Raw genomic sequence first — 15648 nt, 5'->3', positions numbered from 1 at the left:
GTTCCCTAAGGAAACGTAGTGGTTGACGGATTAGTTAGTCAGACTCCACTTAGAGTGCATTTTTTAGGGAATTGGTAACGGTTTTGGAGATGGAACAGGCTTGAATGGAAAGCCCGCTGTAGCGGCATCAGCGTCCCTCAGTGTTTAACCTTTCGCTGGACAGCAGCCCTTTAAACCCTCTCCCTCGGTCCCTCTCCATACCGCTCGTGCCTCGCTGGAGAGGGATGACCCTCCGCTTAAGATGGGGGGAGGTATTGTAGGTTTTGGTTCTGATTAGTGGAGGATTTGTTCTAGAGCGCAGTGTCCTAAAGTAGAGTAGTAACTGGATTTCTGTTCCTTTACTTTTCAGCACTTGCTTCGCAGCAGCTTCTGCGTCTTCCCCTTCCTCTGCGTCCTTCTGCGTGAAAACAACTCTTAGCTGCGCAGCAGCCCTCCTGCGTCCTTCCCCCTCTTCTGAGTCCTTCTGCGTGAAACAACCCTTCGCTGCGCCACAACCCTTCCTCACCCAAACTGCCAAATCAACTGATTAATGAAAAAGAAGACCACCAGATATATCCACAGTGCATCCAGAAAATGCCAGTAAATTGTCAGTAACCGCAGATTAAGCCGCTTCGCCGGATCAGAAAAATAGACGAGTACGGACACGGGCTCCCGCATATACTTCCTTGCACGATAGAGAAATACCCCGAGAAAGGGAATCCCCCCAATAACGTGAGCAAAGTGCAGAAAGCTGATGACATAGAGATAGCCTGCGGAGTTGTCCGACGTGATGTAAATCTGCTGGGCAAAAAGCTGATACCAGGCCACACACTGCATGCCCAGGAAGAAAAAGGACAAGCCAAGGGTGACCCATAGCATATTGGTGTACTCCTTAGTGTTATCCGCCAGGTAGGCGCGCTTGGCGCGGATCATGGTGTAACTACTGGCGAGCAAAATACCGGTATTGACCAGAAAAAGGATGGGGAGCTTGATCGGCGGCAAATCACTCTGTACCCGGGTATACACGAAAGCTGCCGTTAGCGTCAGAAACAACATCGTCAGGCTGATGATGAGGAGCATGAGGACGACATTCTTCGGGTGGAAGGCGAAGTTGTCCTGGCTTTCATCGATGGGAGGGGCAACCTCGTAGGGGCGGTTTTCCATTTTAGTAATGTAGTATTGTAGTCGGTAGTAATGTAGTGGCTGCCGCAAGGCGGAGGTACGTCGCTGCACGACTGTAGGTAAAGTGGAAATTTAAGCAATCATAGAGTCAGATTAGTCACGCAATAACTTGTGAAGCGAGCTAATCACGTGCGGTAGCTACTGTTTGACTACTTGACTGTTTGATGGCCTGACTTGTTCCTCCGACACTTCTCCGAGCAGTACTTTACCTCATCCCAAACCTTCTCCCACTTCTTTCTCCAGTTGAAGGGGCGGTTGCAAACAGGGCAGATTTTGGAGGGGAGGGGACGTTTCATAGTATTATAGTCGGGTAGTTTGGTAGTAGCTACCGCTGTTGGAAGGCACGCTGCTATGCAGCTGGAGGTTTGATGGTAGGGTGCAGTAGTCAGCGTCAAAATGGTCACACACGAGCGAAGCGAGCAAGCCCCTCGCGGCAGCCTACAAGACTACCGAACAACCAGACTACCCCTTCTCCTTCAGTTCAATAATCTCATCCTCCACCTTTTTCGCTTCATCAATGATGGCAGCGTAGGCTTTGAGGTCTCCACTTCGCTGTACGTGCATCGCCTTTTCCATCAGCTGCGCGTGCTTCTTTTCGAGGGCTTTTACGGGGTCTTTTTTGAATAATCCAAACATAGTTTACTATTTGCTGGTGTAACGGCGTGGGGCGGGAATGGTTCTGGTTTTATCGACGTTTACGGGCTTATCGTTCACAACAGCAGATAGTTAGGCGCGGCCGCAGGTGCAGGGGCGGGTAAAGAGCAGGGGGCTTACCGGTGCTGTTGTATGGCTTCTTTGGGGGAGGTGTAAGCTCCCGTCTAATTTCAGCCGGTTAAAACTGGTGCTGTGTTACGAAGCTCTCCGAGCTGGAGTAATAAAACAATAGCTCGCAGAGCTTCGTAACACAGCACCGACTTTAGTCGGCCGCGTCATTTTCAAGCCGAACCCGTTCCTTCAAAGGTTCCAGCTCCAATACATCTTCCGAAATCGATTCTGCCACGCTCTCCCCCGGCAACCGAAAAGCCTCCCAGCTCACCGCAACGGGCCAGGTTTGAACCTGCTCTTTTAGTAGCCCCGGCGTTTTCAGGTATATTTCCCAGTGGTAGCCCTGTTGGTCGCGTCGGTAGCTGGTAGGGAGCTTGGAGTGTGGCCATTTGGGCCAGGGGAGGGTGGCCTCAATGAAGTGCTCGCGGGGCCGGGCAATGTCTTCCAGCGGGAAATCAGTTTTGTACAGGACGCGCCGGTTGATTTCCCTTTTTTTACCATCTTTATCAACGTGTGAACTGATTACCTGATACCCCAGCGTCATCTTTTTCCAGTGGCCATCTCCCCGGTCGAGCATGCGAACCTTGAGCTTACCGTCTCCGGTTTCCGCCAGCTCCATGGGGATATCTTTAAAGCGGTATAGACGAAACAGCAGTATGGCAATCACCGGAAGGAGAATCCACAGAAAAATGGCCGGAAGGAAGTTGGTGGTCTCGGCCAGATCAGTGGCCAAAGCCAGGTAAAAGAGAAATCCGAATCCGATCAGGGCGGCAATTGATTCCCGAAAACTGAAGTTTTGGATGTCAAGTTCTTTAGGAAGCGCCCTGAACTGCCCGTCACCATGTACGACCGGCACTTGCAGGGTAGTCTCTACGGCAGGGTTGCCTCCGGGTATCCGAATACTGTTCATCAGGCCGGACCTGGCCTTTTGGGGGTAAAATGTAAACTCCAGGCGCCAGAAACCCTTTGGCTTGCTATCGGTGTAATTAACCAGATGGAAGGGTTTGGCAAAGGAGAAGGGCAGGCGATGTTGTTTGCCGGCATCCAGGCGTAGCTCCCGGGAAACCATGAGTCCGTCATGATACTGACGGGATGACTGCTGATCTCCCCGCAGAATATATTCCAGACGGGCTTCAATTTTAAGGAGCGCTATAGTCATGTAAGGGTGTACGATCAATTCGCCCGTCAGACGATCCCCGATGTGATAATCCGTTTGGCCGCTCATCTGACTGAGCTGACAGCCGATCCGGAGGGAGGCTTTTCCAACCGCAATGGTAGTTTGTGGGTATTTGATCATCCTTTAGACGCTGCGAACTATCTTGAACCCACAAATTACGCACACACAATGAGAACCTTCCTCCACCTTGCTTTTTTTACCCTCCTTTGCACCTGCGTCAGCGCCCAAATGAACGCACAGGCCAAAACCAAGGCCCTCGTCGGAGGCACCCTGATCGATGGCTTCGGCGGGACGCCCCTCCGCAACTCAGTCGTCCTCATCGAAGGCGAGCGCATCAAGGCCGTTGGCACCCGCGCTACGGTAGACATTCCGGCCGACGCCGAAATCATCTCCACCGAAGGCATGAGCGTACTGCCCGGACTATGGGACATGCACGTGCACCTGATGATCAATGGCCACAGCGACTACGCCTACTGGGACACCGTGATGCCGCCCTACCTCGAAGAAATCATCATGCCCGCCAGCGCCAAACAACTGCTGATGGCCGGCATCACCAGCGCCCGCGACCTCGGCGGGCCGCTCAAGGAATCCCTCGCCGTCCGCGACCGAATCAATAAAGGTGAGCTCATGGGCCCGACGATGTATATGTCCGGACCCTTCCTCCAACACGAGCCCTATCCGGGCACCGAAGCCTTCCGCTGGAGCGTCAAAACCGTTGCCGACGCCCGCAGCAAAGTCAACGAACTGGCCGACGCCGGGGTAGACTGCATCAAGGTCGTTGACCAGGACCAAATCCCGATGGACGCCTTCATGGCTCTCGTCGATCAGGCCCACCGACGGAAGCTCACCGTGGTGGCCCACAGCCACCGTCCGGAAGAAATCCGCCGCGGACTCAAAGCGGGTGTTGACTGCTTCGAGCACACCGGCCTCAGCTCCGCCCCCGGCTACCCGGAAGATGTGCTGGAGATGATCCGCGAGCGTACCGCCCAGATGAACCTCGGGCCGCTTTACTGGACGCCCACCGTAGAAGGCCTCTACAACTACGAATATACCCGCGATAATCCCGAAGCCCTCGATAACGACTGCTGGCACGAAGGCCTGACGCCGGAAATCATCGATGATATCCGCGCCAGCATCCACCGTCCCGGTCAGCTGCCCTACTTTCAGTTGACGCCCATCCGCCGCCCGACGCTGGAGCGCAAAGTCAAGCAGCTCAAAGACGCGGGCGTGGTGCTGATGGTCGGTACCGACTCCGGTATCCCGATGAAGTTTCACTGCCAGAGCACCTGGAACGAGCTCGACGTCTGGGTCAATGAATTCGAGCTGGAGAGCATGTACACCATCAAAGCCGCCACCTACTGGCCCGCCAAGATGATGGGCGTCGACAAAGACTACGGCACCGTCACCGAAGGCAAATACGCCGACATCATCGCCGTGAAGGGGGACGTACTACGCCACATCGCCCTGCTGCAGGGAGTGGATATGGTGGTGAAGCATGGGGAGAGAGTGAAGTAGTCTTGTAGTCGGGTAGTCTTGTAGGGCTACCGCAGGGGAGAGGCGTTCGCTTCGCTCTCTTTTACAAGCGCTGCGTCTGCAAAAGTACAGAGCGGATCATCCGTAAATCCACCTCGCTCACTCCCTGGTGGCGGGCGATGTTGGAGTGGCCCGCCAGCATTGGCTCAACGCCTTCTCCCAGGGTGGCGAGCACGGCAACGGTAATTACCTCCCGGTCGGCGTAGCTCAGGGTCTGGTCGGCGAAGACATCGGCGAAGAGGTGTTCCTTGAGGAAAACGTCAATACGGGGAGCGAACTGGCCGTAGTCAGAGGGCTGGGTCCAGGCGCGGCCGGTGAGTTGTTCCAGGGTCGTCAGGCCCTGGTCGTACTTTGCGTCTTTTCCCTTTAGCAGCTTGGTGGGAGGCTCTGGCGGGGTAGTGGCCTGCGTGCTCATATCGTCGTCACCCGCAGCGCGTTTATTGGTTGTCGCCATGAGTGTTTTCAGCCCCTGAATACTCCGTGGAAAGCCTGCATAAGCATATAAATGCACCATCGCTTCGCGCAGCTCCGCCACGGTCAGCCCGGCCTCGAGCGCGTCGGCGAAGGCTATTTCAAGTTGGTGCAAATCTCCCTGGGTGGCGAGCGCCGCTACGCGGGCGAGGTGGTAGTAACGCCATGATTTTCCTTCGGCTGTGAGCCCGGCCTGGTACTGTCTGTTAGTCACCGGTTCTCCCCAAATGACGCGGCCGTCGGGGTGCTCTTTGGTGAGGGCCAGTTGTACGAACCAGTGGTCGTTGGCCGCGCCGTGCCAGTGCTCAACCCCGGACGGGCACTGTACTTTGTCGCCTTTCCGGAGGACCTGAACGCTCCCTCCTTTCTCCTGGTAATAGCCAACACCATCCAGTACCAACAAGGTCTGCCCGGCGGAATGGTGGTGCCAGTTGCTACGAGATTTTGGCGGGAAGGTGACGTTGCCGATGGGCACCGGTTGCGTTTCATCTTCGATGATCACCATGCGCTCCACCCATACTGGACCGGTGAAGTTGGGACTCTCGATGCGCTGGCCGGGGCCAAAGATGACGTTAAGGGAGTCGGGGATTTTTTGCGCGGACGCAGGTGCCATCAATAGTAGGAGGAGCAATGTTTTGAGGAAACGCATGGCCGGGGAATTTAGGAACAGGATGGGACACGTTAGCAGTAAAAGTAGTCCTGCGGCGTGAATAGCTCCTCCCGGCTGTCTTCTTCTCAGTAATTTGGGTAACTCAACCCGTAATCAGGGTAGGCGACCTTAGCCAGTAAGCTACGATCTTTACCCAATGGACAAAATCACCACCTTCGACACGATCAAGCAATACTGCGCCTTCAACAAACAGGGAGTTTTGCATCCGCAAATTGCGCTGGTCGATCTTTCGCTGGCTGACCCACGTAAGCTGCAACGGATGCAGTTTAATTTTTACCTCGTTTTCCTTAAGGAGATCAGGTGCGGCGACCTCCGCTACGGCTGCAATACTTATGATTACGACGAGGGAACATTAGTCTTCCTCGCTCCTGGTCAGGTAATCGGTCAGGCAGGTGATGTGGTGTATCAGCCGATCGGTCGGGCGCTGGCTTTTCACCCGGACTTCCTGCTCGGAACCGCCCTGGCGGGCAGCATGGAGGAATATTCTTTTTTCAGTTACGAAGCCAACGAGGCCCTGCACCTGGCGGAACGGGAGCGAAGGTTGATCGAAGATTGTCTCATCAAGGTGGGGGCCGAACTCAAGCAGGGCGTAGACAGACACACGAAGCGGCTGCTCATCAGTCACCTGCAGCTATTTCTCAATTACTGTATCCGCTTCTACGACCGGCAGTTCATCACCCGGACCAACGTCAACCAGGGCGTGCTGACAAAATTTGAGCTGCTGCTCGGAGAGTACTTCCGCTCCGGAAGGGCGGAAAAGGAAGGGCTGCCCTCCGTCAGTTATTTCGCCGATCGCCTCCACCTTTCGCCGAATTACTTTGGGGATCTGATAAAAAAAGAAACGGGGAAGTCTCCGCAGGATCATTTGCAACTGAAACTGATCCGCATCGCGAAAGAACATTTGCATGACCCACACAAAAACATTTCCGAAGTTGCCTACAGTCTGGGATTTAAACACCCACAGCATTTTACGCGCTTATTCAAAAAGGTAGTGGGGGTCACACCGGTAGAGTACCGGAAGCTGAGCTAAGTGCACTGTATTAGTTCAGCTGCTTTAAGCAAATTTCATTTTCCTATAAAATTGACCATCATGCGATCTCATACTCTTTTCTATTCTTGCTGCCTGTGGCTCTTTGTGGGCCTTTCTTCCTGCCAGACACCCGCCAGCGCCATCAAACAAAGTTCTCAGGATGTCGCCCGGGCCGAGCAACAAATCCGCCAGCTCTCCACTGACAAGTGGCAATGGATGGCGGACAAGGAGGTAGGCAAACTTGCGGAGCTATTCGATGACTCCGCCAAATTTGTCCACATGAGCGGGAGCTGGAAAAAAGACCGGGAACTCGAAATCATTAAAACCGGTAGCATCTGGTATAAGAACGCTGAGGTCCACGACGTGGCCGTAGAGGTATCGGGCAATACCGCTGTGCTCTGGAACCGCATCACCCTCGAAGCAGAGGTGCGCGGCAATACGGTAGAAAACGAGTTCACCGTAACGGAGGTCTACCAATGGCAGGGGCAGAATTGGAAGATGCTGGCCTTTACCTTCAGCAGCGTGCGGGATACGCATGAGATTGAACGGTAAAGCAACATCCCTAAAAAGGGTGGAACAAACCGTAATCCGGCTTAGCTGCTCTACTTATTATTCACTAACTTGACACAAAGAAAATTTTAAATGGCAACGATTAATTTGACGGTTAACGGTAAGTCGCGAAGCGTTGATGTTGACGCGGACACCCCTCTTCTTTGGGTACTTAGGGATCAACTCCAGCTCGTCGGCACAAAATATGGCTGCGGCATCGGCTCCTGCGGCGCTTGTACCGTTCATGTGGATGGCCTCGCAATGCGCTCCTGCCAACTGAGGGTGGAGCAAATCGGTGAGCAAAAGGTAACGACCATTGAAGGTTTATCTGAACACGGCGATCACCCCGTCCAACGAGCCTGGTTAGCCCATGATGTGCCCCAGTGCGGTTACTGTCAGGCCGGGCAGATCATGAGTGCAAGCTCCCTGCTGGAAAACACTCCCCACCCGAGCGACGTCGAAATCGATGCGGCAATGAACGGCAACATCTGTCGTTGCGGTACCTACACCCGCATTAAAGCCGCCATTAAGTCGGTTAACGCAGTGGGCTAGGGAACAGACTTCCCTTGCTCTTTCTACCTTTCTTTGCACCCGCGGCCGCGCCCCTTTCCATTCCTGAAAGCAACGGCGCGGTATTAAAATATTGACTGATGTCTACCTCTGCTAATTCTCAAAATCGTCGGAATTTTCTCAAGACCACCGCCCTGGGCGGGGGAGGGTTACTCCTGGGCTTCAACTGGCTGACGGGCTGCACCGGAAAGGCTTCCCAGCCGGGCAGCGTGGACCTCGGCCCGGAGCTCCCGGAGTCTTGGCACGACATCAATGCCTACCTGAAAATCGGTAACAACGGCACGGTGACGATCTATACCCCGAACCCGGAATTCGGCCAGGGGGTAATGACCGCCATGCCGATGATCCTGGCCGAAGAATTGGACGTAGACTGGAAAGACGTCATCTCCGAACAGGCCCCCTTCAACGCCGAAAAATTCGGCTTCCAGTTTACCGGCGGCAGCCGGGGCATTATGTCGCGCTGGGCCGGACTGCGACAGGCCGGCGCCACGGCCCGCCAGATGCTCATCGCCGCTGCCGCTCAGGAGTGGGAAGTGCCCGCCGAAGAAATTACTACGAAAGCCGGCCGCCTTTACCACGCCGGCAGCGACCGGGCGATGGGCTACGGAGACGTGGCTACGGTGGCCGCTGAACTCCCGATGCCAGAGGAGGCCCCACTCAAAGACCTGAAGGATTTCAGCATCATCGGGAAATCCAAAAAGAACGTACAGGGGCGGGAAATCGTGACGGGGAAACCCTTATTCGGGATTGATTACCATAAGGAAGGCATGCTGACCGCAATGATCGTACATCCACCCTCCTTCGGTCAACGCCTGGAGCGTATCCGGAACCTGGATGAGGTGAAGGCGATGCCCGGAATAAAGGACGTCTTTGCCATCAAAACCTATAAGGACGGCCAGGAAAAGGGCGGCTTTGATACCAACGCCTTCCCCGAGCTGGTCGCTGTTGTCGGCGACGCCACCTGGCGGGTAATGAAGGCCAAAAAGGCGCTACTGGTCGATTGGCAGGAGCAGGAAGCTTTCGAAGAAAGTATCAATGGCTTCCGGGGCAAGACGAGTCGTAAGGTCCCGGCCGGGCTGGAAAATTCGGCGGAGCACAGCAAACGAATGGAAGAGATGGCCGCTCAACCCGCCCGTGAAGTGCGTAAGGACGGTAATCCGGAGCTGGCGTTCCGGACGGCCGACCGGGTGCTGGAACGGAGCTACAGCGCCCCTTTTCTCGCCCACAACTGTATGGAGCCAATGAATGCTTTCGCCCACGTGGAGGGTGACCAGGTCTGGATCGCCGGCCCACTGCAGGCTCCCGGTTTGATTGAACCTACGATTGCCGCCCGCATGGATCTGCCGGTGGAGAATATCGACATCGAAATGACGCGAATGGGCGGCGGATTTGGCCGCCGGGCTTACTCCCACTACATGCTGGAGGCAGCATTGATCAGCAAGGAAGTAGCCGCACCGGTGAAACTGATCTACTCCCGTGAAGATGATATGACCAACGGCATCTACCGCCCCACCTACCAGGCTACCTACCGTGCTGCCATTGATGCGAATGGAGAGCTTACCGCTCTCCACGTAAAAGCGGGCGGCATACCGGAAAGCCCCCTGTTTGCGAATCGTTTTCCCGCAGGATCAATTGATAATTACCTGGCCGAAGAATGGTCGATTGACTCCAATATTACCATCGGGGCCTTCCGGGCCCCGCGCTCCAACTTTATGGCTGGCGCCGAACAGGCTTTCCTGGATGAACTGGCCGAAGAGCTCGGTAAGGACCCGATTGATTTCCGCCTGGAGTTACTGCAGAAAGCCAAGGACAAGCCCGTTGGTGAACGCAATGACTACGATCCGGAGCGCTATGCCGGAGTGCTTAAGCTCGTCCGGGACAAATCCGGTTGGGGCCAAGGCGACGAAGGAATCAGTCGGGGTGTGTCCGCTTACTTCTGCCACAACTCCTATGCCGCCCACGTGCTGGACCTCACGGTAGAAAACGGTAAGCCGGTAGTACAGAAAGTTACCTGCGCCATCGACTGCGGCGTTGTGGTTAACCCGGACGCGGCGGCGAACATGGCCGAAGGAGGCATCGTTGACGGCGTAGGCAATGCCTTCTTCGGAGAGATGACTTTTACCGACGGTAAACCCGATAAGCAGAATTTTGATAGTTACCGGATGATCCGGATGAGCGAAGCGCCCAAGGTTATTGACGTTCACTTCGTAGCGAGCGAGGTGGACCCCACGGGACTGGGGGAGCCACCCTTTCCACCGGTGTTCGGAGCGGTGGCCAATGCGATCTATCGGGCAACGGGCGAGCGGCGGTATAAGCAGCCGTTTATGGGGAAACCCCTGAAGGGCTAATGGCTGCTCAATGGTAGAGGACGCAGAGCGGGCAGCTGCCCCACTACCCATTCAACTGCTTAGCGAATAAGCGCGAGATGTCCTTAAAAGCCTTAAACTCCAGCGCATTGCCAAAGGGGTCGTAGAAGAACATGGTGTTTTGCTCACCGGGCAGGCCGGCGAAACGAACGTAGGGCTCAATCTCGAATTTGACGCCGTGGCTGCGGATGCGTTCGGCGAATTTCTCGAACTGAGACCATTCCAGCACGACGCCGAAATGAGGGACGGGGACGTGCTTACCATCCACCTCGTTGCGGTGGTCGTTTTCCTCTTTTTTCGGGGCCATGTGAGCTACCAGCTGGTGGCCGAAGAGGTCAAAATCAATCCATTCATCGTCCGTACGGCCTTCGGGACAACCGAGGATGGTGCCGTAAAAATTGCGGGCAATGGAGAGGTCCTGAACGGGAATGGCGAGGTGGAAGGGTTGAATCATGACAGAAGTTTTCGATAAGGTGATCTGGGCGGCGGCGGCCTTCGGCAAGATCAGGCGCGGACGCAGGTGCAAAGTATGACTTTTTGGAGCAATGTTTGCTCTTGACAGGGCCGTCGGCCCGATTCCCGGAGGACGAGGGTCAGCCTGCCGACTGGGTGACGGTCCGGGAAGTTTGTCTACCTTGCTGCTGTGCTATTCCAGACCTACTCCCAAATCGGTACTCACCACACCGATCACAACGAAGACGCCTTTGTCGTCGCTGACATCACCGACAGCCAGGTACTCCTTGCCGTTATGGACGGTTGCTCCATGGGCACCGAGAGCCACTTTGCCTCGGCGCTGGTGGCCAAGCTGCTGCGACGGATTGCGAAACAGACCGGGCTGCGGGCCTTCGCCGAAAGGAAGGCGTTCTCCGCAGGTGAACTATTGAAACAGACAATTGAAACGCTGTTTCAGGATCTGGCTCGCCTGCAGGCTGACCTCGATCTTGACGAAAAAGAGCTGCTGACGACGCTGATACTGGCCATTGTGGATACCCGCGGAGCGGAGGCGGAGATCATCGCCATCGGCGATGGTGTTATCAATGTCGACGGTCAGATTACAGAAATAGACCAGGACAATAAACCGGATTATCTCGGCTACCATCTTCGAGAGGACTTCGCTGGCTGGTGGGCGGGGCAAAGGCGACGTTACTCCGCCAAAGACTTTCTTAATCTCACCCTGGCTACGGACGGCGTGCTGACTTTCCGGGCCTTCAGCCACGATTCCTACCGGCCGGTTCAGGAAGCGGATCTCCTCCGTTACCTGCTCGATGAGCGGATGGACGAGGAGTCGGAAAACATGATCCGTAAACAAATCCTCTACATCGAGAATACGTTCGGGCTCCGCCCGACGGACGATTTGACGTTGGTGCGGGTGATGATTTGATTGGTGCTTTGGTCCGTTGGTCCGTTGGTCTTTTGGGCTACCGCATGTTGGAGGCGGGATAGGGTGAGACACCTTGTTAGCGAGCTTTCAAAAATCGCTCGGGGTGGGCCTGCATGTAGGAGATGAGTTTGCCTGCTCTTTCGGAAGCGTCCAGGTATTGGCCGTGGATGTCTTCGGTGATGTAATCGCAATCTAGTGCAAAGTCAAGCCATACCTGGGTTTCGAAGTTTTCGCTGGCACAATCGGCTAGCTTGGAGTGAAAATGTTTTGGGTATTCGCGTCTGCCATAACTTTCAGTCAGGTTAGCACACACAGAGCGGGAAGATCGACGAATCTGGTCAGTAAGGCTATACATCTCCGCTTTCGGAAACTGCTGTGTCATTCTGAAAATAGAACTTGCCAATTTGAAGGATTGCTCATAAGCCTGCCAGCTTTTGAATCTTGAATTTGCCATAGTATAGCATTTTGATGAGCCACAAAACTCGATCAGGCAAGTGCGTCTAGCCGTTTTTTAAAACGTATACTTACGTATATAAACGTAAACGTATAAATACGTCTATTTGTGGTGTAATATTCTGACTAGTAGCGCTTTGTGTATTTTCGCCTCCAACGCCTCCAACGCCTCCAACGCCTCCAACGCCTCCAACGCCTCCAACGCCTCCAACGCCTCCAACGCCTCCAACACCTCCAATATGCGGTAGCCCAAAGAACCAAAAGACCAAAGAACTAACGCACCAAAGAACTAACCCGCCAAACCACCATTCCCGTTGCTACTGCCACATTAAGGCTGTGCTTCGTTCCGAACTGTTCGATTTCGATTGTTCCGTCGGAGGCGTCGATAACGGCTTGGGAGACACCATTGACTTCGTTGCCAACGACGATGACGAGGTGTTGCGCCGCTGGCGCAACGAAATCCCGGAGGAGCGTACTTTGCTCCGTTTGTTCAAGACACTGCACCTGCGCACCGTCGCCCCGCAATTGCTTCACCAAAGCTTCCGCATCTTCGTGATGGCTCCAGCTAACGGACTGCGTTGCACCGAGGGCCGTCTTCAGAATATCCCGGTGGGGTGGGGTAGCGGTGATGCCACAGAGGTAGAGGTGTGCAAGTGCGAAGCCATCTGCGGTGCGGAAAATGCTGCCCACATTGTTAGCTGACCGGATATCGTCCAGCAAAACAGAGACCGGTATCTTCTTTGCTTCCCGGAAGGCCTCGGGTGAGAGCCGGCCGAGTTCTTCCATGCTTTTCTTACGATGTTCCATCAGGCGTTCAATTTATTTATTCCCGCGACCCAGGAGTCCGGCATGGGAGCCTTGCAAAGTTTGTCGTAGTCATAGGGAACGATAATTTGCTTGGTGATGGCAGCAATTCGCTCATGTTTTTCTGAGAAAACGGCCGTTTCCATCAGGAAGCGATCGGGCATTACTTCGATTGTTCGTACGCCGAGGATGGCTACGTCCGGATGCGTCATCGGAAAGATGTATTTCGCGTCTTGCCAGGCTAAGATCGGGCCAATATCGCCCGGGGCAAAGCTGGTATTCATTCCCATGGCGTCGAAATAAACGACACGAATGGTCTCCGCCCAGCGCAGATAAACGAGGTTGTTGATGTGTTGCGCTTTATCCATATCTCCCCAGTGGGTAGGGAAACGACGGGTGATGTTGAAGTCTTCGATGGTTAACATGGCGCAAAGGTAGAGAGTAGACGGTAGAGCGGACCATTGTTACACACACAAGGATAGTACTGAATATGCTCCCCCGGTGTAACGAAGCAGGTGAGAAGCGCATAAAAGGGGGAATACGGATGGTTGCCATCCGACAAATACTTACACTATGAAATCGTATTCCAATTCCTTCCTTAGCTTTCTGGGCGCTTTTTTAGTACTGCTCAGTTTTGCCTGTGATCCCTGCGAAGATATTCCAGGAACCGTTCGGGTAAATAGCAATGACGTAACGGGGCCGGTGATCACCTGGCAGGTGGTGACTTTTGCCAATACACCATCGGGGCCCATCAGTTCTCTGCAGTTAATTACTGACCTTAACGCGACCGTTAACATCAATACTAATGAGCGGGCGGAGATCCGGCTAATGGCCGAAGATGCTGAAAGTGGAGTGACCTGGCTTGACATTCAGGGTGGCTTTGGCTACACTTGTAATAACCCAGGGCAGGCCATTGTTTTTGATGGGATCATTCCCGGAGACCGGCTGTTTTTCCCAATTGCAGAAAGCGTTTGCGCTACGGTGGAGGCCAGCTATCCGGACTTTATCATTGATGCAACGAGCTTGTGCAGCGGGGCTCACCCGAACCTGAGTAACGGTGGTTATCAGTTTAATGGTAGTGCTTCAAACGCTAATGATATTCTTAGCCTGAGTACCCTGACGGTGAATATTTTTCCCGCAGCGATTTAGGTTTTTCCGCCGACTGACCGCCGGAGGCAGACGCGAAGCGCACTCAGCGGTACAAAACAGCCCCCGCTACGATCCGTAACGGGGGCTGTTTTTGCTAAAAGCCGAAGGCGTTTGGGCTTAGTTGCCCAGGTAGTTCTTCAGCAACTTCGAGCGGTTAGCTCCACGAAGTTTATTGATGGCTTTGTCCTTGATCTGGCGGACCCGCTCACGGGTGAGGCCGAATTTTTCGCCAATGTCCTCCAGGCTCATTGGGTGCTCTACGCCGATACCGTAGTAGAGTTTGATCACGTCGCACTGCCGCTCCGTGAGCGTGCCGAGGCTGCGATCGATCTCACGGCGGAGAGATTCTTTGTACTCCAGTGCCGTGTCCGTGCCGGGGGTGGCGGTATTGGCCAGTACGTCGAGCAGGCTGTTGTCTTCCCCTTCAACGAAGGGCGCATCCATAGATACGTGACGGGCAGCAACGCCGAGGGTGGTTTCTACTTCTTCGGCGGCAATGTCCAGTTGGTCAGCAAGTTCTTCGCTGCTTGGCTCGCGCTCGTAGCGCTGCTCCAGCATGGAGAAGGCTTTGTTGATTTTGTTCAGGCTGCCGACCTTGTTGAGGGGCAGGCGAACGATACGGCTCTGCTCAGCGAGAGCTTGCAGGATAGACTGGCGGATCCACCAAACGGCGTAGGAGATGAATTTGAAACCACGGGTTTCGTCGAAGCGTTGGGCGGCTTTGATCAGGCCCAGGTTACCCTCATTGATAAGATCACTCAGAGAAAGGCCCTGGTTTTGGTACTGTTTGGCTACCGAAACGACGAAGCGAAGGTTGGCCTTAGTCAGTTTTTCCAAAGCAATCTGATCACCCTGTTTGATCCGCTTGGCTAGATCGACTTCCTCTTCCGGGGTCAGTAGATCGACTTTACCGATTTCTTGCAGGTATTTTTCGAGCGACTGACTCTCGCGATTAGTAATCGACTTGGTTATTTTAAGCTGTCTCATGTAGGAGTAACGTTTTAGAAAGCGGGCGCAAAATTAAGACTTGTTTACCTATAAATCAAGGCCTTAACGTAGTTGCCACGAGCATACCTTTACACTAACATCGTATTCGCTCAATAGGTTGGGATATAAACTAATTTTGGTAGTCTCAGTTTATTTAGCTTAATTGGCCGCGATCATTACCCCAATCCCCTGATATGGAACGTGTTAAGTTTACCTCGGAGTTTATTTGCCGGGCATCCCCCAATATTGTTTACCAATTCCTTACAGATCCAGCCTGTCTTACCCGCTGGTTTTGTGATGAGGTAGATATTAATGACCAAACCTACACCTTCGTGTGGGAGGGCTCCGCCGAGATTGCAGAGCTCATTGAAGACAAAGAGGGCGTCATGGTTCGCTTTGCCTGGGAAGATGCAGACGATGATGACGAGTACCTGGAGTTCAGTATTACCAAAAGCCCCGTTACTGGTGAAACCATCGTATATGTTACGGATTTCGCTGACGACGACGAGGTGGATGACCAGCGTGCCTTGTGGGAAAGCCAGCTGCAGCGGATGAAGGCTAAGATGGGCGGGTAATTGATGC

18 protein-coding genes are annotated in these 15648 nt (G+C 54.2%); 8 read left to right on the top strand and 10 right to left on the bottom strand.

Annotated elements, in window-relative coordinates; translation table 11 throughout:
- Positions 1-501 precede the first annotated feature (501 nt).
- The 4 genes from BM123_RS18805 to BM123_RS18795 all read right to left on the bottom strand — a co-directional run bounded on the left by BM123_RS18805 (position 502) and on the right by BM123_RS18795 (position 3223).
- Positions 502-1212: a cytochrome c oxidase subunit 3 gene (locus BM123_RS18805; RefSeq protein ID WP_245748619.1), complete on the bottom strand. Its 711-nt coding sequence runs from the start codon at positions 1210-1212 to the stop codon at positions 502-504.
- Between the two features lie 98 nt (positions 1213-1310).
- Positions 1311-1457: a DUF2256 domain-containing protein gene (locus BM123_RS18800; protein WP_090171771.1), complete on the bottom strand. Its 147-nt coding sequence runs from the start codon at positions 1455-1457 to the stop codon at positions 1311-1313.
- A 166-nt stretch (positions 1458-1623) separates the two neighbouring features.
- Positions 1624-1797 carry a DUF6435 family protein gene (locus BM123_RS24060; protein ID WP_139211951.1) on the bottom strand — a complete coding sequence of 58 codons (174 nt, stop codon included), beginning with the start codon at positions 1795-1797 and terminating at the stop codon, positions 1624-1626.
- A 280-nt stretch (positions 1798-2077) separates the two neighbouring features.
- The gene (locus BM123_RS18795; RefSeq protein WP_090171769.1) at positions 2078-3223 is read right to left on the bottom strand and encodes a hypothetical protein; all 1146 of its coding nucleotides are present in this window, start codon (positions 3221-3223) and stop codon (positions 2078-2080) included.
- A 48-nt stretch (positions 3224-3271) separates the two neighbouring features.
- Here BM123_RS18795 and BM123_RS18790 point away from each other — a divergent pair, with 48 nt between their 5' ends.
- Complete coding sequence (locus BM123_RS18790; RefSeq protein WP_090171767.1) at positions 3272-4618, top strand: amidohydrolase family protein; 1347 nt, start codon at positions 3272-3274, stop codon at positions 4616-4618.
- A gap of 61 nt (positions 4619-4679) precedes the next feature.
- Here the strand turns inward: BM123_RS18790 and BM123_RS18785 are convergent, their stop codons facing one another.
- A complete protein-coding gene (locus tag BM123_RS18785; protein ID WP_090171765.1) occupies positions 4680-5756 on the bottom strand; it encodes a cupin domain-containing carboxymuconolactone decarboxylase family protein in 1077 nt (358 codons plus the stop codon).
- A 157-nt stretch (positions 5757-5913) separates the two neighbouring features.
- Between BM123_RS18785 and BM123_RS18780 the strand changes: the two genes are divergently transcribed.
- The 4 genes from BM123_RS18780 to BM123_RS18765 all read left to right on the top strand — a co-directional run bounded on the left by BM123_RS18780 (position 5914) and on the right by BM123_RS18765 (position 10274).
- Positions 5914-6807: a helix-turn-helix domain-containing protein gene (locus tag BM123_RS18780; protein ID WP_090171763.1), complete on the top strand. Its 894-nt coding sequence runs from the start codon at positions 5914-5916 to the stop codon at positions 6805-6807.
- Positions 6808-6867: 60 nt separating this feature from the next.
- On the top strand, positions 6868-7359 hold the full coding sequence (locus BM123_RS18775; protein WP_090171761.1) for a nuclear transport factor 2 family protein: 492 nt from the start codon (positions 6868-6870) through the stop codon (positions 7357-7359).
- A gap of 90 nt (positions 7360-7449) precedes the next feature.
- Positions 7450-7908: a (2Fe-2S)-binding protein gene (locus BM123_RS18770; protein ID WP_090171759.1), complete on the top strand. Its 459-nt coding sequence runs from the start codon at positions 7450-7452 to the stop codon at positions 7906-7908.
- Between the two features lie 98 nt (positions 7909-8006).
- Positions 8007-10274 (top strand): xanthine dehydrogenase family protein molybdopterin-binding subunit, encoded by a 2268-nt coding sequence (locus BM123_RS18765; RefSeq protein WP_090171757.1) that lies wholly within the window; start codon positions 8007-8009, stop codon positions 10272-10274.
- 43 nt (positions 10275-10317) lie between these two features.
- Here BM123_RS18765 and BM123_RS18760 read toward each other — a convergent pair whose 3' ends face one another.
- On the bottom strand, positions 10318-10746 hold the full coding sequence (locus tag BM123_RS18760; RefSeq protein ID WP_090171847.1) for a VOC family protein: 429 nt from the start codon (positions 10744-10746) through the stop codon (positions 10318-10320).
- A gap of 189 nt (positions 10747-10935) precedes the next feature.
- Between BM123_RS18760 and BM123_RS18755 the strand changes: the two genes are divergently transcribed.
- A complete protein-coding gene (locus BM123_RS18755; protein WP_090171755.1) occupies positions 10936-11673 on the top strand; it encodes a protein phosphatase 2C domain-containing protein in 738 nt (245 codons plus the stop codon).
- A gap of 76 nt (positions 11674-11749) precedes the next feature.
- Here BM123_RS18755 and BM123_RS18750 read toward each other — a convergent pair whose 3' ends face one another.
- The 3 genes from BM123_RS18750 to BM123_RS18735 all read right to left on the bottom strand — a co-directional run bounded on the left by BM123_RS18750 (position 11750) and on the right by BM123_RS18735 (position 13355).
- Entirely contained in the window at positions 11750-12127 is a 378-nt protein-coding gene (locus BM123_RS18750; RefSeq protein ID WP_090171753.1) for a four helix bundle protein, read from the bottom strand.
- Between the two features lie 272 nt (positions 12128-12399).
- Positions 12400-12933: a TrmH family RNA methyltransferase gene (locus BM123_RS18740; protein WP_090171749.1), complete on the bottom strand. Its 534-nt coding sequence runs from the start codon at positions 12931-12933 to the stop codon at positions 12400-12402.
- Positions 12933-13355, bottom strand: coding sequence for an acyl-CoA thioesterase (locus BM123_RS18735; RefSeq protein WP_090171747.1), 423 nt, complete (start codon positions 13353-13355; stop codon positions 12933-12935). Before BM123_RS18735 ends, BM123_RS18740 begins: the two co-directional genes overlap by 1 nt.
- A 148-nt stretch (positions 13356-13503) precedes the next feature.
- Here BM123_RS18735 and BM123_RS18730 point away from each other — a divergent pair, with 148 nt between their 5' ends.
- A complete protein-coding gene (locus tag BM123_RS18730; RefSeq protein ID WP_090171745.1) occupies positions 13504-14079 on the top strand; it encodes a hypothetical protein in 576 nt (191 codons plus the stop codon).
- Positions 14080-14196: 117 nt separating this feature from the next.
- Here the strand turns inward: BM123_RS18730 and BM123_RS18725 are convergent, their stop codons facing one another.
- A complete protein-coding gene (locus BM123_RS18725) occupies positions 14197-15066 on the bottom strand; it encodes a sigma-70 family RNA polymerase sigma factor (protein WP_090171743.1) in 870 nt (289 codons plus the stop codon).
- A gap of 194 nt (positions 15067-15260) precedes the next feature.
- Here BM123_RS18725 and BM123_RS18720 point away from each other — a divergent pair, with 194 nt between their 5' ends.
- On the top strand, positions 15261-15641 hold the full coding sequence (locus BM123_RS18720; RefSeq protein ID WP_090171741.1) for an START-like domain-containing protein: 381 nt from the start codon (positions 15261-15263) through the stop codon (positions 15639-15641).
- Positions 15642-15648 lie beyond the last annotated feature (7 nt).

Origin of the sequence: Neolewinella agarilytica (genome assembly GCF_900110645.1) — a bacterium.
Classification (GTDB): Bacteria; Bacteroidota; Bacteroidia; order Chitinophagales; family Saprospiraceae; genus Neolewinella; species Neolewinella agarilytica.
The sequence above is the reverse complement of the archived record's forward strand: the minus strand, read 5'-3'. Positions and strand labels throughout refer to the sequence as shown.